This window comes from Leucobacter sp. (assembly GCF_053528595.1).
The window spans coordinates 1-19,179 of sequence record NZ_JAIVPF010000056.1; the positions used below are offsets into that span (position 1 = coordinate 1).

16 protein-coding genes are annotated in these 19,179 nt (G+C 69.6%); 4 read left to right on the top strand and 12 right to left on the bottom strand.

What is annotated here, in order from left to right; genetic code table 11:
- On the top strand, window positions 1–338 hold a 338-nt coding region (locus ACWKZU_RS11400), incomplete at its 5' end, for a TrkA C-terminal domain-containing protein (protein ID WP_449282446.1).
- A gap of 198 nt (window positions 339–536) precedes the next feature.
- Here ACWKZU_RS11400 and ACWKZU_RS11405 read toward each other — a convergent pair.
- Window positions 537–3,509, bottom strand: a complete 2,973-nt coding sequence (locus ACWKZU_RS11405; protein ID WP_449282447.1) for a cytochrome P450 — start codon at window positions 3,507–3,509, stop codon at window positions 537–539.
- A gap of 186 nt (window positions 3,510–3,695) precedes the next feature.
- On the opposite strand from ACWKZU_RS11405, the gene ACWKZU_RS11410 reads away from it, so the two are divergent.
- Window positions 3,696–4,619: a LysR family transcriptional regulator gene (locus tag ACWKZU_RS11410; protein WP_449282448.1), complete on the top strand. Its 924-nt coding sequence runs from the start codon at window positions 3,696–3,698 to the stop codon at window positions 4,617–4,619.
- A gap of 177 nt (window positions 4,620–4,796) precedes the next feature.
- Window positions 4,797–6,176, top strand: coding sequence for an MFS transporter (locus tag ACWKZU_RS11415; protein ID WP_449282449.1), 1,380 nt, complete (start codon window positions 4,797–4,799; stop codon window positions 6,174–6,176).
- Window positions 6,177–6,290: 114 nt separating this feature from the next.
- Here ACWKZU_RS11415 and ACWKZU_RS11420 read toward each other — a convergent pair whose 3' ends face one another.
- The 10 genes from ACWKZU_RS11420 to ACWKZU_RS11465 form a co-directional block, all read right to left on the bottom strand.
- Window positions 6,291–7,715, bottom strand: a complete 1,425-nt coding sequence (locus ACWKZU_RS11420; RefSeq protein WP_449282450.1) for an aldehyde dehydrogenase family protein — start codon at window positions 7,713–7,715, stop codon at window positions 6,291–6,293.
- A gap of 67 nt (window positions 7,716–7,782) precedes the next feature.
- Window positions 7,783–8,988 carry an ABC transporter substrate-binding protein gene (locus ACWKZU_RS11425; RefSeq protein WP_449282451.1) on the bottom strand — a complete coding sequence of 402 codons (1,206 nt, stop codon included), beginning with the start codon at window positions 8,986–8,988 and terminating at the stop codon, window positions 7,783–7,785.
- A complete protein-coding gene (locus ACWKZU_RS11430; protein ID WP_449282452.1) occupies window positions 8,985–10,052 on the bottom strand; it encodes a branched-chain amino acid ABC transporter permease in 1,068 nt (355 codons plus the stop codon). The genes ACWKZU_RS11425 and ACWKZU_RS11430 overlap by 4 nt, the downstream gene beginning before the upstream one ends.
- Window positions 10,052–10,906, bottom strand: a complete 855-nt coding sequence (locus ACWKZU_RS11435; protein WP_449282453.1) for a branched-chain amino acid ABC transporter permease — start codon at window positions 10,904–10,906, stop codon at window positions 10,052–10,054. Before ACWKZU_RS11435 ends, ACWKZU_RS11430 begins: the two co-directional genes overlap by 1 nt.
- A 2-nt stretch (window positions 10,907–10,908) precedes the next feature.
- Window positions 10,909–11,580 carry an ABC transporter ATP-binding protein gene (locus ACWKZU_RS11440; protein ID WP_449282454.1) on the bottom strand — a complete coding sequence of 224 codons (672 nt, stop codon included), beginning with the start codon at window positions 11,578–11,580 and terminating at the stop codon, window positions 10,909–10,911.
- The gene (locus ACWKZU_RS11445; protein WP_449282455.1) at window positions 11,577–12,338 is read right to left on the bottom strand and encodes an ABC transporter ATP-binding protein; all 762 of its coding nucleotides are present in this window, start codon (window positions 12,336–12,338) and stop codon (window positions 11,577–11,579) included. Before ACWKZU_RS11445 ends, ACWKZU_RS11440 begins: the two co-directional genes overlap by 4 nt.
- A gap of 153 nt (window positions 12,339–12,491) precedes the next feature.
- Window positions 12,492–13,955 (bottom strand): aldehyde dehydrogenase family protein, encoded by a 1,464-nt coding sequence (locus ACWKZU_RS11450; protein ID WP_449282456.1) that lies wholly within the window; start codon window positions 13,953–13,955, stop codon window positions 12,492–12,494.
- A complete protein-coding gene (locus ACWKZU_RS11455; RefSeq protein ID WP_449282457.1) occupies window positions 13,955–15,508 on the bottom strand; it encodes a GMC family oxidoreductase in 1,554 nt (517 codons plus the stop codon). The genes ACWKZU_RS11450 and ACWKZU_RS11455 overlap by 1 nt, the downstream gene beginning before the upstream one ends.
- On the bottom strand, window positions 15,505–16,407 hold the full coding sequence (locus ACWKZU_RS11460; RefSeq protein WP_449282458.1) for an NAD(P)-dependent oxidoreductase: 903 nt from the start codon (window positions 16,405–16,407) through the stop codon (window positions 15,505–15,507). The genes ACWKZU_RS11455 and ACWKZU_RS11460 overlap by 4 nt, the downstream gene beginning before the upstream one ends.
- Window positions 16,404–16,802, bottom strand: coding sequence for a carboxymuconolactone decarboxylase family protein (locus ACWKZU_RS11465; protein ID WP_449282459.1), 399 nt, complete (start codon window positions 16,800–16,802; stop codon window positions 16,404–16,406). The genes ACWKZU_RS11460 and ACWKZU_RS11465 overlap by 4 nt, the downstream gene beginning before the upstream one ends.
- 155 nt (window positions 16,803–16,957) lie before the next feature.
- On the opposite strand from ACWKZU_RS11465, the gene ACWKZU_RS11470 reads away from it, so the two are divergent.
- The gene (locus tag ACWKZU_RS11470; protein WP_449282460.1) at window positions 16,958–17,974 is read left to right on the top strand and encodes an AraC-like ligand-binding domain-containing protein; all 1,017 of its coding nucleotides are present in this window, start codon (window positions 16,958–16,960) and stop codon (window positions 17,972–17,974) included.
- A gap of 10 nt (window positions 17,975–17,984) precedes the next feature.
- Here ACWKZU_RS11470 and dctP read toward each other — a convergent pair whose 3' ends face one another.
- Window positions 17,985–19,145, bottom strand: coding sequence for a TRAP transporter substrate-binding protein DctP (gene dctP, locus ACWKZU_RS11475; protein WP_449282461.1), 1,161 nt, complete (start codon window positions 19,143–19,145; stop codon window positions 17,985–17,987).
- Window positions 19,146–19,179: the final 34 nt, after the last annotated feature.

Genomic DNA, 19,179 nt, shown 5'->3' on the forward strand with positions numbered 1-19,179 from the left:
ACGGCAAGATTCTCGAACGTATCGGGGTAAACCATGTGATCTATCCCGAGCGAGAAGCGGGCGAGCGGGTCGCGCACCTGCTCTCGGGCAGCATGCTCGATTTCATCCAGTTCGACAACAACTACGTGATCGCGAAGATGTACCCGCCCCGGTCCATCCGCGGCCGGTCGCTCACGGAGAGCGGCGTGCGCACCCGCTACCGGGTCACGGTGGTCGGAGTGAAGACGCCCGGCCAGCCGTTCACGCACGCCACCCAGGACACGGTGATCTCCCCGCACGACCTCATCATCGTGAGCGGCACCGCCGCCGACGTGGAGCGCTTCGCCGCGATCGGGTAGGCGCGGGGCCACCCGAAGCGGGAGGCCCGTCATCCTGCGCGACGAAGGAGCGGATCTCGTCCTGCTGCGCGAGCGGAGCGAGTCGCCGTACGCAGGATCCACCACGGTCGTGGATCCCGCGACCGCGCGCAGAATGCACGGAAGCCTGATGGCACGACCGACGAACGCGGGCGTCGAAGCTCTGCGGCGCCGCGGCGGCTACCCCCTGGCGGCCGCGGCCGCCACCTCTGCGAAGACCCCGGCGACCCAGTCGCGGGCCGCATCGGCGGCGGGGATGGACCCGCCCGCGTCGTGCCGCCCGTACTCCCCCAGCCGCGCGGCGCCGCAGGCCTGCAGCGCCTCGTCGACGAGCTCGCTGCCGCGCGAGTAGGTGCGCTCGTAGCTGCGGTCCCCCATCCCGAAGACGGCGTAGCGCAGGCCGCTCAGGTCGGGGCGGTCCTCGCTCAGCTCGCGGTGGAACGGCTGCGCGGCACTCGGCACCTCGCCGTCGCCGTAGGTGGCGCAGACGATGAGGTGCAGGCGCGTGGGATCGAGCCCGGCGGCGCTCGTCTCGGCGAGGTCGCGCACCTCCACGTCCGCGTCGTCGCCGAGCACGCGCGCGAGCTCGTCGGCGACGAGCTCCGCCCCGCCCGACTCCGTGCCGAAGAGGATGGTCGTCGGCACCCCCGCGCCGATCGCCGCGGCCGCGCCCGTCTCGAGCGGCGGCAGCTCGAGGCTGTCATCGCCCGCTGCGGCGAGCTGCGCCTCCCGGCTCGGCAGCTTCGCGCGCTCGCGCCCCGGGGCCGCGGTGAGGCGTTCGCGCAGGTCGATGCGGCGCCACCCGTCGAAGTCGGTCTCGCCCTCCACCTCGGGCAGCCCGGGCGCCGCGACGGTCACGGCGCCGGACTGCAGGTCGGCCGAGATGAGGCGGGCGAGCTCGCGCGCGTCGGCGCGCTGGTCGGGGATCGTGCCGCGCGGCCCCCGGCGCAGCCACCCGGCGGTGTAGAGGCCGGGCGAGACCCGGCCGTCGGGGTGCGAGCCCGGCTCGACCGGCGTGCCCTCGTCGGCCGCGAAGCCGATGGCGGTGACGACGTCGGTCGCGGGGATCCGCACCTCGCCGTCCGGGCCGCGGAACACCGCGGCCTCGACCCGGCCCTCCCCCTCGAGGCACTCCGGCGACAGGCCGAACCACCACTCGATGGTGATGCGCGGCCGGGCCGAGGACCCGTCCGCGCCCCCCGCTGCGAGCGCCCGCACGGCGTCGATGCGCGCGTCGCGCCCGTCGCCCGGCAGCTCCCCCGCGCCGTGCACGACGTGCCGCACTCCGGGCAGGCCGGCGAGCTCGCGCACCATCACCGGGTCGAACTTCGCCGCAGCCGGGCCGCTGCGCCCGACGAGGTGCACGGTGCGCACGCGCCCGGTGAAGCGCCCGTGCGCGGCATCGTCGATGTCCGAGCCGTCGAGTCCCGCGGCGTCGCGCGCGACGAGCCGGGTGATGTCCATGGCCACGTTGCCGTGCCCGACCACGACGACGCTCTCGCCCAGCGGTTCGGGAGCGGTCTCGTCGGGGTGGCCGTTGAGGAAGCGCGTGACGGCCCCGGCCCCGCGCACGCCCGCGAGATCCGCGCCGGGAACCGGGAGCCGCGCGTCGCGGTGCATCCCGGTCGCGAGCACCACGACGTCGTACGCCCGCTCGAGCTCCTCGAGCGCGACGTCGACGCCGAGCCGGCAGTTGCCGCGGAAGCGCACGCCCTCCTCGGTGAAGAGGCGGTCGAACTGGCGCGCGACGGCCTTCGTGCCCTGGTGGTCGGCCGCGACGCCGTATCGCACGAGTCCGTACGGAGTGGGCAGTTCGTCGAACACGTCGATCGGCGCGGCGGGGAGGGTGCGTCGCAGCGCCTGCGCCGTGAAGCTCCCCGCGGGGCCCGACCCCACGATCGCGACGCGGGGCGCCACCGCGTCGCCCCCGCGGTCCGCGGTCGCGGGCTCGGACGCCGCCCGGCGACCGCTCCACGTCACGGGCAGCTTCAGCATGCCCCGGAACACCCAGCCGCCGATCTCGGCGGGATCCTCCTCGACGAGCGACAGCCCCTCGAGCGATGAGAAGAGCAGCGGAAGCGCGACCTCGGCGACCTCGGCACGGGCGGCCCAGGCTCCGAGGCACACGTGCACGCCCTTGCCGAAGGCGAGGTGCGGCTTCGCCTCGCGGCGGATGTCGAATGCGTCGGGATCCTCCCAGACGCGCTCGTCGCGGTTGGCCGAGAGGATGCAGATGCCCAGCCGTGCGCCCGCCGGCAGGCGCACACCGGCCAGATCGGTGTCCCGCGTCACCTGGCGCGAGTAGAGCCCGATGGGCGCCACCCAGCGGATCGTCTCGTCGAAGACCGCGTGCCAGAGCGAGGGGTCGCTCTCGGCCGCAGCCCGCTGCTCGGGGTGGGTGAGCATGCCCCACGCGGCGACGCCGAGCGCGTCGCGTGGCTCGTTGAGCCCGCCGCCGATCGTCATCTTCACGTTGGCCCGGATGCGGTCGAGGGGCATCCGGTAGTCGGGGATCTGCAGCAGCTGGGACAGCAGCGACTCGTTCGGGTGGGAGGCGTGCCACGCGAGCATCTCGTCGAGCGCGGCGTCGACCTCGTCGAAGGACTGCTTGCCGAGCGCCCACACCTCGGGGTCGTCGGCGTAGTTGCCGGTGGCGTCGATCATGGTCTGGGACCAGCGCTGCAGATCCTCCTGCGTGGCGTTGTGCAGGCCGATGAGCTCGCGCAGGCTCTCCGCCGCGAACGGAGCCGCGAAGTCCCAGATCAGATCGGCGCCGGGTCCCTTCTCGAGCATCTCCTCGAGGTAGCGCTCGGCGTTGCGCTGGAACTTCGACTTCCAGATGCGCTGCACCGCGCCCGGCCGGAGCGCGGGCTGCCAGGCCTTGCGCTCGATGTAGTGCTCGGGATCGTCGCGCCGCAGCATGGAGTGCCCCATGGCCCGGATCTGCAGCGACCCCTCCTCGTCGGCCGAGAAGATCTCCTGATCGAGCTCGGTCTCGTGCACCGCCTCGTAGGAGGTGATCAGGTAGCGGCCCACCTGCGGCACCCAGTGCACGCCGCCCTCGGCGCGGAGCCGCTCGTAGATGGGGAAGGGATCGCGGTAGAGATCGGGGATGGTCACCCAGTCCGCGACCGGAGCCTCGTTGCTCGTCATTGCACACCTCGTTGTTCTGGACTGCCGTACGCCTCCGAGTATGCGCTCCCCATAAAGGAAACAAAAGCGGAATTATCTGCATTGCTTATTCGGAAGGGTGGGATAATGGGCGCATGTCTCCGACTCCTCGCCGCCGCAGCCCCGCCGAGCGGCGCCCCGCCCCCGGCTTCCCGGCGGGAGCAGCGCATGGCTGAGCCGTTCGACGCACCGCTGCCCGCGTTCACGCTGCGGCAGCTGGCCTACTTCGTCGCGGCCGCCGACGAGGGCACGATCACGGGCGCGGCGGAGCTGCTCCGCGTCTCCCCCTCGGCGATGTCGGACGCCATCACCGAACTCGAGTCGGTGCTGCGCGAGCGGTTGTGCGTGCGCCGGCGCGCGCACGGGCTCACGCTCACCCCGGCCGGCGAGCAGCTCGTGCACCACGCCCGGCGCATGCTGGCCGAGGCCGAGGAGCTGCACCGCTCCGTGGGCGGCGGCGGACAGCTGTCGGGTCCCGTGGTGATCGGCTGCTACCCCACGCTCGCGCCCGCGATCCTGCCTCCACTGCTCCAGGGCTTCGCCGCGCTGCACCCCGACATCGAGCTCTCCATCCGCGAGGCGACGCAGGATCGCCTGGCGGCGGATCTCGCCTCCGGCCGCATCGACGTCGCCTTCGTGTACGACATGCTCGTGCCGGGCGACACGGAGCGCGCCCGGCTCACCGAGCTGCAGGCCCACGCGCTGCTCGCCGCGACGCACCCGCTGGCCGATCGCAGGACCGTGCGGCTCGAGGATCTGGTCGAGGACGACCTGATCCTGCTCGACGCCCCGCCCTCGAGCGAGCACACGCTCTCGGTGTTCGCCGAGCGCGGCCTCCGCCCGCGCATCCGGCACCGCACCGCCAGCTACGAGGTGGTGCGCACGCTCGTCGCCCGCGGGCTCGGCTACGGCGTCCTCGTCTCGCGCGTCGCCAACCCCGACAGCTACGAGGGGCTGCCGCTCGTCGCGAAGACGATCGTGCCGGCCGTGCGACCGGTCGCCATCGACATGATCTGGGCGCCGGACCGGCCGGTCCCCGCGCGAACCCGCGCCCTCATCGAGTTCGCGCGGGGCGTCGACTGGCCCGTGTGAGCGGCACCCGGCGCGGGCGGCGATCCCAGGCGCGACCGCCGAACCCAGCGCTCACGCTCTTCACCCGTCGGATTCTCGTCCGCTCGGAGATGACCTAGGATCGACAATGCCTCCCGGCCGCGCTGCGAATGCCGCGCCGCGCGAACGAACACGATAGACGAAGGAGTCGAATCGATCATGAGCGCTTCCGCCGAGTCCAGTCTCACTCCGACCGGGACCATAGCCACCGAGACCGATCGGCGGCGAGTGGTATTCGCCACCGTGGTCGGCACCACTGTGGAGTGGTACGACTTCTTCATCTACGCGCAGGGCGCCGCGCTCGTCTTCGCGGCGCTCTTCTTCGAGCCCGCCGGGGCCGGAATGGCCCAGATCCTGTCGTTCTTCACCGTCGGCATCAGCTTCCTGTTCCGTCCGCTCGGGGCGTTCCTCGCCGGTCACTTCGGCGACAAGTACGGCCGGCGCATCGTGCTCATGTGGACGCTCATCCTGATGGGGGTGGCGACGACGCTCGTCGGGCTGCTGCCGACGTATGCGACGATCGGTGCGGCGGCTCCGATCCTGCTGATCTGCCTGCGCGTGCTGCAGGGCGTCTCGGCGGGCGGAGAATGGGGCGGTGCCGTGCTGATGGCGGTCGAGCACGCCCCGAAGACCAAGCGCGGTCTGTACGGCTGCTCGCCGCAGATCGGCGTGCCGCTCGGCATGCTGCTCGCGTCGGGCGTCATGGCGCTCGTCGCGCTGCCGGGCCAGGAGTTCTTCCTCTCGTGGGGCTGGCGCATCCCGTTCCTGTTCAGCTTCGTGCTGATCCTGATCGGCTTCTACATCCGCCGCAAGGTCGAGGAGAGCCCGGTGTTCACCGAGATCGCCGAGCGCGCCGAGGCGACGAAGAACCCCGTCGGCAAGCTCTTCCGCCGCTTCACCCCGCTCGTCATCCTCGCAGCGCTCATCTTCGCGGGCAACAACGCGGTCGGCTACATGTCGACCGGCGGCTTCATCCAGCGCTACGCCACCGACCCCATGGGCCCGCTCGGCATGGAACCCGCGCCGGTGCTGCTGGCGGTGACCGGTTCGGCCGCCACCTGGCTGATCTTCACCTGGGTCGGCGGATGGCTCAGCGACAAGATCGGCCGCCGCACCACCTACATCATCGGCTGGATCGCGTTGCTGATCGGGATCGCGGCCCTGTTCCCGCTCGTGAACACCGGCAGTATCGGCATGCTGTTCCTGGGCCTGGCGATCCTGACGATCGGGCTCGGACTCACCTACGGACCTCAGGCGGCCCTGTACTCGGAGCTGTTCCCGGCATCCGTCCGTTTCTCGGGTGTGTCGATCTCGTACGCGATCGGCGCGATCGTCGGCGGCGCCTTCGCCCCCATGATCGCCACCGCGCTCGTGCAGGCGACCGGCACCACCGTGTCGGTGCAGATCTACCTGTCGGCGCTCGTCGTGCTCGGGCTCGTCGCGACGCTGCTCGTGAAGGACCGCATGGGGATCCCGCTCGGCCCCGACAGCGAGGCCGAGCAGGCGAAGATGCCGATCTACGGCCTCTCGAAGGGCTGAGTGACTCCGATCCCGGTGCGCGGCGGAGGGACCGGGTCCCTCCGCCGCGCACCGTCGGGATTCAGACGGTGATGACCTTGGGCGCGGCCACCGCCTTCAACCCGCGCGCACCGGTCAGCCGTTGATGACCTGCGGAACCGCCACGGCTTTCAAGCCCTCCACGCCGAATTCGAGGCCGTACCCGGACCCCTTGATCCCGCCGAAGGGGATCATCGGGTGCACGCCGCCGTGGGAGTTGATCCATACCGTTCCCGCTTCGATGCGCGCTGCGATCGCCCGCGCCGACTCGGGATCGCCCGACCACACGGACGCGCCGAGACCCTCGTTCGAATCGTTCGCCAAGCGGATCGCCTCCTCCACATCGGAGTAGCGGACGATCGGCAGTGCAGGCCCGAACTGCTCCTGCTGCACCAGAGCGTTCTCGTGATCGATGTCGGCGACGAGCGTGGTCGGGAAGAAGTACCCCGGAGCCTCGGGATCGGGATCTCCGCCGATCAGCACGCGCGCACCGGAGGCCTTCGCCTGTTCGACGAGGTCGTTCACGATCGCCCACTGGTTCCGGTTGGTGAGGGGACCGAGCAGGCTCGCCTCCTCCGTGCCGCGCCCCATCACGATCGTCTGGGCGAAGGCCGTCAGGTGCGCGCAGACCTCTTCGTAGACGCTGTCGTGCACGTACAGGCGCTTCAGCGCGGCGCAGGTCTGGCCGGTGTTGATGAACGCGCCCCAGAAGAGCCCCTCCGCGATCGCGGCGGGGTCGACATCCGGCAGCACGATCCCCGGGTCGTTCCCGCCCAGTTCGAGCGTGAGACGCGTGATGTTCTCGGCGGAGTTGCGGATGATCGCCCGCCCCGTCTCGGTCGAACCGGTGAACATCACCTTGCCGATGGCAGGGTGCTCCACGAGCCGGTTGCCGACCTCGCGGTTGCCCGATACGACGGTGAGCACCCCCTCGGGGAGCGCGCGGTTCATCAGCTCGACGACGGCGAGCACGCTCAGCGGCGTGTCCGACGCGGGTTTCACGACGACGGCGTTGCCCATGCGCAGGGCGGGCGCGATCTGCCAGATGGCGATCAGAGCCGGCCAGTTCCACGGCCCGATCGCCGCGACCACGCCGATCGGGCGGTAGTGCAGCTGCGCCCGCGCGCCTTCGTCGTCGATCACGCTCTCGGGCTCGAGCGGTGTCGCGGCGGCCGTGCGCAGCCAGGCGGCGCAGCCTCCCGCTTCGAAACGCGCTCCCGGACCGTTGAGCGGCTTCCCCTGCTCGCGGGTGATGATCTGCGCGAGCGCCTCGGCGCTCCGCTCGATCTCGTCCGCCGCCCGGTTCATGGCGGCCGCTCGGCCCTCATGCCCGAGTGCCGCCCACGCCGGCTGCGCGGCCTGCGCGCGCTCGACGGCAGCATCGACGTCGGCGACCGTCTGCACGGCGACGTGGCCGACGGTGCTGCCGTCGGCGGGATCCTCCACCGCTCGTCCGGCCGAGGGGTCGACCGTGACGACGCGCAGCAGCGAATCGAAATCGAGTGGTTCGTGGGTACTCATCTGTTACTCCTGTCTGTGGGTGGTGCGATGGAAGGGGCGGGGCACGAGCAGCCCCGCCCCGTGACTCCTACTGGACGTCGGAGAACCGCTCCTCCTGCCAGGGGGTCGGGGTGAACACGCCGTCGGCGACCGTGAACACCGCGATGTTCGAGGGATCGGTGTTGTTGTGGTTGGTCGCGCTCCACTCGTACGCGCCGTTCGAGGTCACCATCGAGGTCTCTTCGAGCGCGTCGCGCACCCCGTCGCGCGAGAGCTCGGCGGCATTCCGCATCGCTTCGATGACGAGCCAGGTGCCCGCATACGCGTCGGAGGTGAACTGGGCGACATCGGTGTCGTACTCCGCGCGCAGCCCCTCGGCTAGACGATCGACCTGCGTCTTCGTTTCGCTCTCGGGCAGGAAATCGCCGATGACCGCGTTGTAGCCGTTGAGGATCACCCCGTCCGCCTCGGCACCAGCGGCATCGGACCACAGCGTCGACGCCTGAGCACCGGTGAGGAAGAGCTGGGTGTCGAGGTCGGCTTCTGCCAGCGCCTTCGTGATGATGACCGGCGCCGCTCCGGTCCCCCAGAAGAGGAATCCGTCGGGATCCGCGTCCCTCACCTTCTGGATGATGCCCGAGAATTCGGTGTCGGCGGTCTTGAAGGCCTCGTCGACGACGATCTCCACGCCGTAGTCCGCTGCGGCGGCGACGGTGTTCTCCCAGCCTCCCTCCGCGAACACGTCGTCACTCGCGTGGGCGACGGCGAGAGTCGTCATTCCGTTGTCCTGCATGTATTCGAGCAGCGGGTTCGTCCAACCGGAGGTGTCCGGCGGCACGTTGAAGATATACGGGTCCGTTTCGGCCGGCAGCGTGTCGTTCGACGACAGGGACACGTAGGAGATGCCGGCCCTCGATGCCACCGGCGCCGCCGCGACCGCCCCGTTCGAGTCGGGGGTACCGAGGATCGCCAGAACGTCGTCGTCGCCGAGCGCCGAGTTGACGTTGACGACCGACTGGTCCGCGACGGTCTTGTCGTCGAGCACCACGAGTTCGATCTGGCGGCCGTCGATGCCGCCCTCCTCGTTCGCCTGCTTGACGGCGACGGTCGCACCCTGCACATTGCCCTCGCCGAGCGGCTGGTAGGCGCCCGTGACGCTGGTGACCAGTGCGATCTTCACCGGTGCATCGCTCTCGCTTCCGCCACCGGTCGAGTCCGATGCGCATCCGGCGATCCCGAGCGCGAGCGCTGCCGCGCCCCCGACGAGGGCCGCACGCCATTGTGCTGTTCTCATGTGTGTTCTCCTTGCGTAGTGGGTGTGGATGGGTGTTGCGGTTCTTGAGCGCCCCGGGTCGAGGGCGATGGCGCGGGATCCGGGGAGGCCCCCCGCGCGCGCCGTCCGATGCGCATGATCAGCGTGCGGATCGCCGGATACACGCCGCCCGGGAGCAGCAGCATCGTGAGCAGCAGGAGCGCCGCGTAGACGGCGTAGTTCAGGATCGTCGGCAATTCGGGCGGCATGCCGGGCATCGTGCCGACGGCATTGAGCGCCTGGAGCAGCAGCATCACGAGCACGGTGCCGATCACTGGCCCGAGCACCGTGCTGAGACCGCCGACCACCGCGAAGATGACGAACTGGATCGAGAGGTTCACCGTGAAGCTCGCGGGCGAGATGAATCCGATGAAGAGCGCGTACAGCCCCCCGGCGAGGCCGGCGTAAGCCGCCGACAGGGCGAAGACGTTCCTCCGGTACGCCTCGACGTTCACGCCGGCGCTCGTCGACGCGACCTCGCTCGTCGCAAGGGCCCGAAGCGCACGGCCGGGGCGGGACAGGATCACGTTGCGGCTGATGAGCATCACCAGCAGCAGCAGGCCGAGCGCCACGAGCGCGTAGTGCTCGGGTTCGCGGATCACGATACTCCCGACGCTGAGCGGAGGGATGCCCTGCAGCCCCGTGGCGCCGCCCAGGAAGTCCAGCTGACTGAACACGGAATTGATGATGAGCAGCAGCGCCAGCGTCCCGAACGCGAGATAGTGTCCCCGCAGTTTCAGGAGCGGCAGGCCGATCAGCCACCCGAGAGCGTAGGCGATGATCGGCGCGAGCACCAGACCGAGGAGCGGAGGCAGCCCGGCCGTGGCGACGGACCCCGAGGCGTAGGCGCCGATCGCGTAGAACGCGGCCTGCCCGATGGACACCTGTCCCGCGTACCCCATCAGCATCGAGATGCCCACCGCCACCATCGCCGACAGGCCCATCAGCACGTAGACGACGACACCGGAGCGCGGGAGCAGGAAGGGGACGATCGCTGCCAGCGCGACGGCCAGGATCGCGATCGCGATCAGTATGGAACGACGCATCACACCACCTCTTCGGTTATGGTCCGGCGTCGGCCCGCCTGGACGATCATCACGATCAGCACGATCACCAGCGCACCCGAGAGCTGGTTCTCGGTGCCCAGATACCCGCCGATGAGCGCTTGCGCGACGCCCAGCAGGACGCCTCCCCACAGCGCGGGACCGACTTTGTTGAGTCCCCCGAAGACCGCTGCGGCGAATCCGTAGATCGCGAACGCGATGTCCGAGCTGAAGGCGACGGGCTGCAACGGGGTGATGAGCACCCCCGCGATGCCGCCGACCGCTCCCGCGATGGCGAAGGCGATGAGTCCCGAGCGACGGATGCTGATTCCCTGCAGCTGGGCGGCGAACGGGTTGGCCGCGGCCGCAGTCAGCCCCTTGCCGAGGTAGGTGCGATGGAAGAACCACCACAGCAACCCGAAGACCACGAGCGTCGCCACGGCCACGAACAGGTACTGCGTCTGCAGCCTGGCCCCGAACACCGACAGGTATCCGGGGATGCCCGAGAAGGACTGCGGCGTCGAGCCGAAGATCAGGATGTTGATCGCGTAGAAGCCGACACCGGCTCCGAGCGTCACCAGGAGCGCGGCGAGCGAGGTGCGCGCCGCCATCGCGAGCAGGCCGATGAGCACGCTCACGATGGCCGCGCCGAGCACCGCGATGAGTTCGGTGACGCCGCGGGGCAGTCCGGCGCTCACGAGCGCTGCACAGGCGAGTCCGGCGAACACCGGAGCGACGCCCTGCGCGAAGTTGACGATGCGGGTCGTGCGATGCACGACGACGTAGCCGACGCCGAGCAGTGCGTAGGAGCTCCCCACGGCGATTCCCGTCAGCAGATAGGTCAGGAACTGATCCATGCTCACATCTCCCAATCGGACAGGTCGCCGAGATAGGCTCGGGCGATCTCGGGGCTCGATCGCAGCTCCGCACTGAGTCCCTCGTGGCTGATCCGTCCCGTCTCCATCACGTACGCACGCTCGCAGAGTTCCAGAGCCACCGTGGCGTTCTGCTCGATCAGCAGCAGCCCGAGACCTTCTTCGCGGTTGAGCTCCCGCAGGTATGACACGAGCACGCTCACGATCCGGGGAGCCAGCCCGAGGGACAGCTCGTCGATCACCAGCACCTTGGGACGCGACATCAACGCGCGCCCGATCGCGACCATCTGCTGCTGCCCGCCCGAGAGCGTGCCGGCCTGCTGATGGCGCACCCGGACGAGCTCAGGCAGCACCTCGAAGATCGTGTCGGTCGACCGCTCGCGGCGGCCCAGCCTCCAGGCGCCCAATTGCAGGTTGTCCTCCACGGAGAGGGAGCCGAACAGCTGCCGCCCCTCGGGCACCAGGGCGACTCCCTCGACGCGAACCGTGCCCGACTTCGGGGCGATGGTGCCGGCGAGGGTCTTCGCCAAGGTGGATTTGCCGGCGCCATTGGCCCCGACGAGTGCCACCATCTCACCCGATTCGACCTGCAGGGCGACCCCGTTCACCGCAGTCGCCTGCCCGTATGCGACGACCAGGTTCTCGACGGCGATCATGCGGCGGCCTCGCTCCCGATATAGGCGGCGACCACCCGAGGATCGCGGAACACCTCGGCCGGCCGGCCCCTCGCGATCACCCGTCCCAGATCGAGCACGGTCATGGTGTCGGCGACGCGCGTCACGAAGGCGACGTCGTGCTCCACGAGCATGATGGTGATGCCCTCAGCACGCATCTCCTCGATGAGCTCGGCGAGATCGCGGCGCTCCTCGTGGCGCAGCCCGGAGGCCGGTTCGTCGAGCATCAGCAGACGTGGCCTCGCCACGAGCGCTCGAGCCACCTGCAGACGCCGCTGATGCCCCAGCGGCAGTGCCTCGGCCGGCTGATCGGCGACGGAGCTCAGACCGACCTTGTCGATGGCCGCGCGCGCGGCTTCGAAGATCTGATCCTCCTCGCGGCGATGCCTCGGGCTGCGGAACACCGCACCCGCGAACCCGGTACGGCTCCAGGTGTGAGCGCCGACCGAGACGTTCTCGAGCACGGTCATGCCCCGGAAGATCCGGGCGCCCTGGAAGACGATCGCCATGCCGAGCGCGGCGCGGCGCGACGGCGAGAGTCGTTGGATGGGCTCGCCGGCGAACGCGATCTCCCCGCTCTCCACCGGCAGCTGACCGACGATGAGATTGAAGAGGGTCGACTTTCCGGCGCCGTTCGGCCCGATGACCGCGTGCACCTCGCCGGTCGAGACCTCGAGCGACACGTCGTCGACCGCGTATACTCCGCCGAACGATCGCCGGACACGCGAAACGTCAAGCATCGGTCGCGCTCCTCGCATCGGTACGGAAAACAGCTGTGATCAGCATCGGCATACTCCTTCGCAGGCAGTGCTGTAGCCGGGCCGCCTCGGTCGAGAGGCCCTGGACGCGCTGGGAAACGGGAATCGGGGCTGCGCGAGTACCCCGCCGTGGAGTCAGATGGCGAGTCCGCCGATCCAGACCCCCTTCTCCTCGAGATACTCCTCGATAGCCGCGGCCCCCATCTCACGGCCCCAGCCGCTGGCCTTGAAGCCGCCCCACGGCGCCGCAGGATCGGGCACCGGGAGCATGTTCACGTACACGGCGCCGGCCTCGAGTCTCGCGGCGAACTCGTGGGCCTCGTTCAAGTCGGTCGTCCAGACCGCGGCTGCGAGACCGTACTCGGTGTCGTTGGCGCGTGCCACCAGGTCGTCGACATCGTCGTAGGCCATCACCGGCATCACCGGCCCGAAGATCTCCTCGCGCACGATCGTCATGTCGTCGCGCACATCGGTGACGACGGTCGGCTCGAAGAAGTACCCGTCGGCGAGGTCGCCGCCCGGACGGCCGCCACCGCTGACGATGGTGGCGCCCTCGTCTCGCGCGGTCTGCACGTATCGCTCCACACGAGACAGGTGCTCGGCGGAGTTCAGCGGACCCAACACCGTGTCCGCCGCGAGGCCGTTGCCGAGCCTGAGCTTCGCGGCTTCCTCGGCGAGTCGGCGTGTGAACTCCTCGACGATGCTCGAGTGCACGTAGAAGCGGGAGTACGCGGCGCACACCTGACCGCTGTTGAGCACGTTGCCGAGCAGATTGCCCTGCACGGCCTGTTCGATATCGGCCTTCGCGGTGACGATGCTCGGCGACTTGCCGCCGAGTTCCAGCGTGACCCGCTTCAGGTTCCCCGCCGAAGCGCGCACGATCGCACGCCCCACCGACGTCGACCCGGTGAAGCTCACCTTGTCGACGTCGGAGTGCTCGGAGAGCAGCCGCCCGGCGTCCGGGCCGCCCGTGATGAGATTCACCACCCCGGCCGGCACTCCGGCCTCGTGCAGCAGTTCCACCAGTCGCACCGTCGACAGCGGCGTCTGCTCGGCAGGCTTGATGACGACGGTGTTGCCCGCGGCGAGCGCAGGCGCCACTTTCCAGACGGTGGTCATGAATGGGAAGTTCCACGGGATGATGAGCGCGCAGACGCCGACCGGCTCCTTGCGCGTGTACTGCAGCACACCGGGCACGCTGACGGCGTTGGTCGAGCCCGCGATCTTCGTCGGCCACCCGGCGAAGTAGCGCAGATGAGCCGCCGCTCCGGGGATGTTCACACCGCGGCTCACACCCAACGGCTGTCCCACATCCCGTGTCTCCAGCTCTGCCAGCTCGTCCGCATGGGCGTCGATGAGCTCGGCCGCACGCCACAGGATGCTGCCGCGCTCCGCGGGGGAGATACCGGCCCAGGGTCCCTTGAGGGCGGCGCGGGCCGCCGACACCGCGGCGTCGACGTCGGCGGGGGTCGCGTCGGAGGCCGTCGCGAACACCGCGCCGGTGGCGGGATCGTAGACATCGAACGCCTCTCCGTCCGAGGCGGCGCGCCACTCGCCGTCGATGCAGATCGTACGTGCGGTCGAGAGTTCGGTGGACATCAGCGGGTACCTGCTTCCTCGAGACGGGAATCTTCCAGAATGAAATCGGCGACGCGCTCGCCGACGAGCACAGCCGGTCCGTGCGTGTTGCCGGAGGGCACGAACGGGAAGATCGAGCAGTCGGCCACACGCAGCCCCTCGATCCCGTGGACGGACAGACGGGGATCCACCACCGCCTGTGCGTCCCGCCCCATCTTGCAGGTGCCGGACGGGTGATGGTACGTGAGGATCTGCTCCTTGATGTACTGCTCGAGAGCCTCCCCCCGCACCTCGGCACCGGGGAACAGCTCGGCGCCCCGCTCATCGGCGAGCGCCGGCTGGTCCGCGATCTCGCGGCACTTCTCGATCGCGGCGACCATGGTCTGCAGATCGGTCGGATCGCCGAAGTAGTTGAGGTCGATCCGCGGCGCGTCATGCGGATCGTTCGAGTCGAGGAACACCCGCCCGGTGCTGAAAGGACGGATGACGCCGGCCAGGAAGGTGAAGGCCTGCTCCGGCACGTCCTTCCCACGCACAGGCATCCCGCGGGCGACCAGGATCGGCTGCAGATCCGGCGCCTGCAGCGCCGGATCCGACTTCGCGAAGAAGTGGCACTCGGTGCCGTTCGCCCGCTGCGGTTCGAGCGGGCGCGTCGCCTCGAACACGATCGGCACCAGGAAGTGATCCTGCAGGTTCTCACCCACACCGGGAAGATCGCGACGCACGGGCACCCCGATGCGGTCGAGCTCCTCGCGGGGACCGATACCGCTCAGCATCAGCAGCTGAGGCGACTGGTAGGAACCGGCGCTGAGCACCACATCACCGGCGGAGACGAGTTCGATCTCCTCGCCGCCGTGCTCGATCACGACGCCGCTGCAACGGTCGCCGTCGAAGCGCAGACGGAGCGCCAGGGAGTTGGCGAACACGCTCAGTCCCGGATCGTCCTGCACCGGCTCGAGGTAGGCGTCCCACGAAGTGACGCGCACCCCGTCGCGTGCGTTGATCTGCGCCACCGTGATCCCGATCGGGTCCTCACCGTTGTAGTCGGGGTTGTGCGGCAGACCCGCTTGCACCCCGGCCTCGATGAAGCGGTGCGTGAGGCGGTTCGGGTCGTGGTTGAGGGTGACCGGCATCGGACCGCCCGTGCCGCGATACTCGTCGGCACCGCCCTCGAAATCCTCGAGCCGCTTGTACACGGGCAGCACCTCGTCCCAGCTCCACCCCGGCGCTCCCTGGTGGGCCCACGCATCGAAATCGGCGCGCACGCCTCTGGCGTGGACCAGCCCGTACATGGCGCTGGATCCGCCGAACACCTTGCCCCGTGGCAGATCGACGACGGTGCCGGCCGAGTGCACCTGGGGCTCGGAGACGAACCGCCAATCCGTCTCGAGCCCCCACAGCTCCCAGATCCGGGTGATATCGGTGATCCGTTCATCTGCGATCGGACCGCCCGCCTCGATGAGAGCGACGGTTCGCCCCGCATCGAGCAGACGGCGGGCCGCGGCGCAGCCGGCCGATCCGGCACCGATGACGATGTGGTCGAAGACGCGACCGCTCGGAAGTCCACGGCTCATGCGCTCTCCCCTTTCCGCTGCGACTCTGCAGCACCGTGTCGCGGATCCCGGAGGTCGAAGATCCGCGTGTGATCGACATCGCCCAGCTGGGCCAACGCGTCGGAGAAGGACGAGGCGACGGTGCGCACCAGCGGCGCATCGACCCCGGCGGCTACGACGAGGTCCCGTGCGACGCCGACGTCCTTCGCGTACAGCGGCAGCGCGAAGCCCGTGTCGAAGGTGCCGGGGACCACGTGCCCGGCCATCACCACCTCGGAGACGAAGCTCCGCGCGGTCGAGCCGTTCCAGATCTCCACCATCGTGGCCGGGTCGAGTCCGTAGTGCCGACCGGCTGCGAGCGCCTCGAAGCAGGCGATCGTGGTGGCTCCGGCGACCACGTTGTTGAGGGCCTTCATCGCGTGAGCCGAACCCACCGGGCCCGTGCGGAACACCGCACGGCTCATCGCCTCGAGCACCGGCATCACCGGCGCCGTCGCCTCGTCGTCTCCGCCGAGCATGATCGCCAGGGATCCGGCTTCGGCCCCACTGACCCCGCCCGAGACCGGCGCATCGACGAGCACCACGCCGGCGTCGGAGGCGCGCCGCGCCGATGCGATGGTGTCCGAGGGGTTCGAGGAGCTCATGTCCACGATCCTCGCTCCAGCGGGAAGCGCAGCGACCACACCGCCGTCGAACAGCACCGAGGACACGATCGCGCTCGTCGGCAGCATCGTGATGACGACATCCGTGTCGGCGAAATCGCTCGCCTGCTCCCAGAGCCCGGCCCCGCATTCGGCGGCCACGACGGCAGCGGCCTCCCGATCCGCGTCGAACACCGCGAGGTCGAACCCGGCGGCAGCGATGTGGCGGGCCATCGGACGGCCCATGCGCCCGACGCCCACGACCGCGACCCGGGTCATGAGAGCGCCGCCTTCTCGTCGTCGGTGAACACCGCGTTGGCGGCGAGCGCTCCGCTGAAAGCCGCGGGAATGCCCGCGTACAAGTGCGCATGGATCATGAGTTCGCGGATCTCGTCCGGCGTGACGCCGTTCGAGAGCGCCCCCCTGATGTGCGTGCGCAGTTCGTTCTCGCGCCCGAGTGCCGTGAGCATGGCGACGGTCGCGATGCTCCGGTCGCGCAGAGATAGCGCCTCTCGCGACCAGGTCTCCCCGAAGCAGGCCTCCGTGACGATCTCCTGGAGCTTCTCGAGCATCGGATCGCCCGCCGTGATCTGCGCCGTGGTGAGCTCCTCCCCGAACATCTCGTTCCGGATGCCGCGCCCCACGCGCGTTGCGTTCTTGACCGTTCGCGCCACTTCAACTCCTCAGTACTCCATTGTTCGTGAGCTGTTACCAGCTTGACGCGCGATCGTCATCGGATCGTATCCCGGTCATGCAAACGGATTGACGATTCGCGCATCCTCGCACTACGGTTCAGATCACCGGCACCCCGATCATGGAGGGTAGAGGCATGGGCACCTCGTTCGATGAAGACACCGCTCTCGTGGGGCGCGCCCGCTCGCGCGAGACCACGACGTCGTTCGCGGACGGCTTCCGCCAGTGGCGGTCCATCATGCAGGACCGCTTCGTACCGCTCCAGATCACCGGGAACGAATCCGACGAGGCGTTCAGGGGGCGTGTGGTGAGCCGAGCGTTCGGCGACGTCCACGTCTCCCTGGTCGCATCGGGCGCGCACAGCGCCCGCCGGATGCCCGAGAGCATCCGGCCGGACGATGCGCGGTACATCAAGCTCAGCCTGCAGCTCGGAGGCACGAGCATCTACACGCAGGACGGGCGGAGCGCGGACATCGGCCCCGGCGACCTGGTGATCTACGACACCTCCCGCCCGTATGCGATGGACGCCGACGGAGAAGTCGAGTCGTTCGTCGTCATGATGCCGCCGTCGGCGCTGAGCCTGTCACGGTCGAACGTCGACCTGCTCTCAGCGCGCCGACTCGCTCCGACCACGATGGTCGGCGAGTGCGCCGAGCCGTTCATGCGGCAGTTCGTGCGACGCTTCGAGTACCTCTCGACCGAGGACGGGGGCCGGCTCATCCGCGCCTTCCTGGGGCTCGTCGACGCGGTGCTGCACGCGGAGCTCTCCTCGCTCACCGCCGAGATCTCGGATTTCGACCGGATCAGGAACTACATCGAGCACCATCTCGACGACGAGCACCTGACGCCCGCGCGTATCGCGCAGGACAACTTCATCTCGCTGCGGTCGCTCCAATACCTGTTCCAGGACCACGGCACCTCGGTCTCGCAGTTCCTGCGCGGCGAACGTCTCGATCGGTGCAGCCTGGATCTCGCGAGCCCGGCCTTCCAAGAGGAGACCGTCGCCCAGATCGCCTCCCGTCACGGTTTTCAGACCCCGGCGTCATTCTCCCGGCTCTTCAAGCAGACCTTCGGAATGACGCCGGGAGAGTGGCGCGCACGCGCGTTCGCAGCGGACGGCCCATCGGCTGGACCGCCCGCTGCGCTCGGCTAGGCGCCGCCGGTCATCGGTTCTCGAACGACGCCACGCAGGCGACGGTCGCATCGTCGTAGGCCGCGTCGTCGTAGGTCTCGAGTCCCGCGATGTAGCGGTCGAGCACACCCTCCGCGTCGTCCAGCCCCTGCTCGGTGGCGAGGTCGATCCACATCTCCTGGCCCGAGTCGCCGAGCGCGTCCTTCCAGGCCTGCGTGTCCCGCTCGTCCCAGGCGTTCAGCGACTTGACTGTCGGGGCGTCCTGCATCTGCTGGCACTGGCCGGCCGCGACCTCGTTGAACGCCGCGATGCCCGCGCCCGTGTTCAGCTCCTCGGCCACCTGATCGAACTGCTCGCGCAGGTCGTCGGGGAGCGCCTCGTACGCCTCCGCGTTGACCCACATGCCGAACGTCGAGTACTGGCCGATGCCGGGATCGGTCCAGTCGGGCAGCAGCTCCATGAGCCCGTAGTTCACCGGGAAGTCGATGGCGCCGCCGATGGTCGACACGACGCCTCGCTCGACGGCCTCGTAGGTCTCGGGCGCGGTGACGGCCACGATGTTCGCCCCCTGATCGCCGATCGCCTGCTGGATGATCGGGCCGGAGACCCGCACCTGCGCCCCCTGGAACTGCGCGACGCTCTCGATCGGCTCGTGTCCGCCGAGCAGGAATCGGCCCACCGGCCAGGTCGCCACGTGGTGCAGCCCGTTGCGCTCCATGATCGCCCGGGCGGGCTCGTACTCCTCGTGCAGGTCGTAGATCGACTGCATCGCGGCCTGGGCGTTCTGGCTCAGGAACGGAATGCTCACCATGCTCGTGGAGGGGAAGTACTGCGGCGTGTAGTCGGGCACCGTCACTCCGATCTGGGCGCGTCCGTCGCGCACGCAGTCGGCGACCTCGGGGGCCTTGCACAGCGCCTCGGTCGCCGTGCGCTCGAAGCTGATCCGGCCGTCGGTGGCCTCCTCTACGCGGTCGAGGAACCAGTTCTGCACCGCCGCGTTCGGGGTGTCGGCCTGCGCGCCGGTGACGAGCGTCCAGGTGACCGTCTCACCGCCTTCGCCGCCGTCGCCGTTCCCTGCGGAGGCGTTGTTGATGCCCGAGCAGCCGGCGAGCGCGAGGCCCGCGGCCGCGGCGAGCGCGACTGCGCCCGTGAGACGGCCGAACCGTCGGGGGTGCTGGTGTGTGGAGAACATCGTCGTCCTTTCTGGGTTTCCCGCTGCCGTTCGG

Coding starts and splice junctions, on each gene's coding strand:
- ACWKZU_RS11420 (WP_449282450.1), bottom strand. CDS start 7,715: ATGAGTACCCACGAACCACTCGATTTCGATTCGCTGCTGCGCGTCGTC.
- ACWKZU_RS11450 (WP_449282456.1), bottom strand. CDS start 13,955: ATGTCCACCGAACTCTCGACCGCACGTACGATCTGCATCGACGGCGAG.
- ACWKZU_RS11445 (WP_449282455.1), bottom strand. CDS start 12,338: ATGCTTGACGTTTCGCGTGTCCGGCGATCGTTCGGCGGAGTATACGCG.
- ACWKZU_RS11410 (WP_449282448.1), top strand. CDS start 3,696: ATGGCTGAGCCGTTCGACGCACCGCTGCCCGCGTTCACGCTGCGGCAG.
- ACWKZU_RS11430 (WP_449282452.1), bottom strand. CDS start 10,052: ATGCGTCGTTCCATACTGATCGCGATCGCGATCCTGGCCGTCGCGCTG.
- dctP (WP_449282461.1), bottom strand. CDS start 19,145: ATGTTCTCCACACACCAGCACCCCCGACGGTTCGGCCGTCTCACGGGC.
- ACWKZU_RS11455 (WP_449282457.1), bottom strand. CDS start 15,508: ATGAGCCGTGGACTTCCGAGCGGTCGCGTCTTCGACCACATCGTCATC.
- ACWKZU_RS11405 (WP_449282447.1), bottom strand. CDS start 3,509: ATGACGAGCAACGAGGCTCCGGTCGCGGACTGGGTGACCATCCCCGAT.
- ACWKZU_RS11440 (WP_449282454.1), bottom strand. CDS start 11,580: ATGATCGCCGTCGAGAACCTGGTCGTCGCATACGGGCAGGCGACTGCG.
- ACWKZU_RS11470 (WP_449282460.1), top strand. CDS start 16,958: ATGGGCACCTCGTTCGATGAAGACACCGCTCTCGTGGGGCGCGCCCGC.
- ACWKZU_RS11435 (WP_449282453.1), bottom strand. CDS start 10,906: ATGGATCAGTTCCTGACCTATCTGCTGACGGGAATCGCCGTGGGGAGC.
- ACWKZU_RS11425 (WP_449282451.1), bottom strand. CDS start 8,988: ATGAGAACAGCACAATGGCGTGCGGCCCTCGTCGGGGGCGCGGCAGCG.
- ACWKZU_RS11460 (WP_449282458.1), bottom strand. CDS start 16,407: ATGACCCGGGTCGCGGTCGTGGGCGTCGGGCGCATGGGCCGTCCGATG.
- ACWKZU_RS11415 (WP_449282449.1), top strand. CDS start 4,797: ATGAGCGCTTCCGCCGAGTCCAGTCTCACTCCGACCGGGACCATAGCC.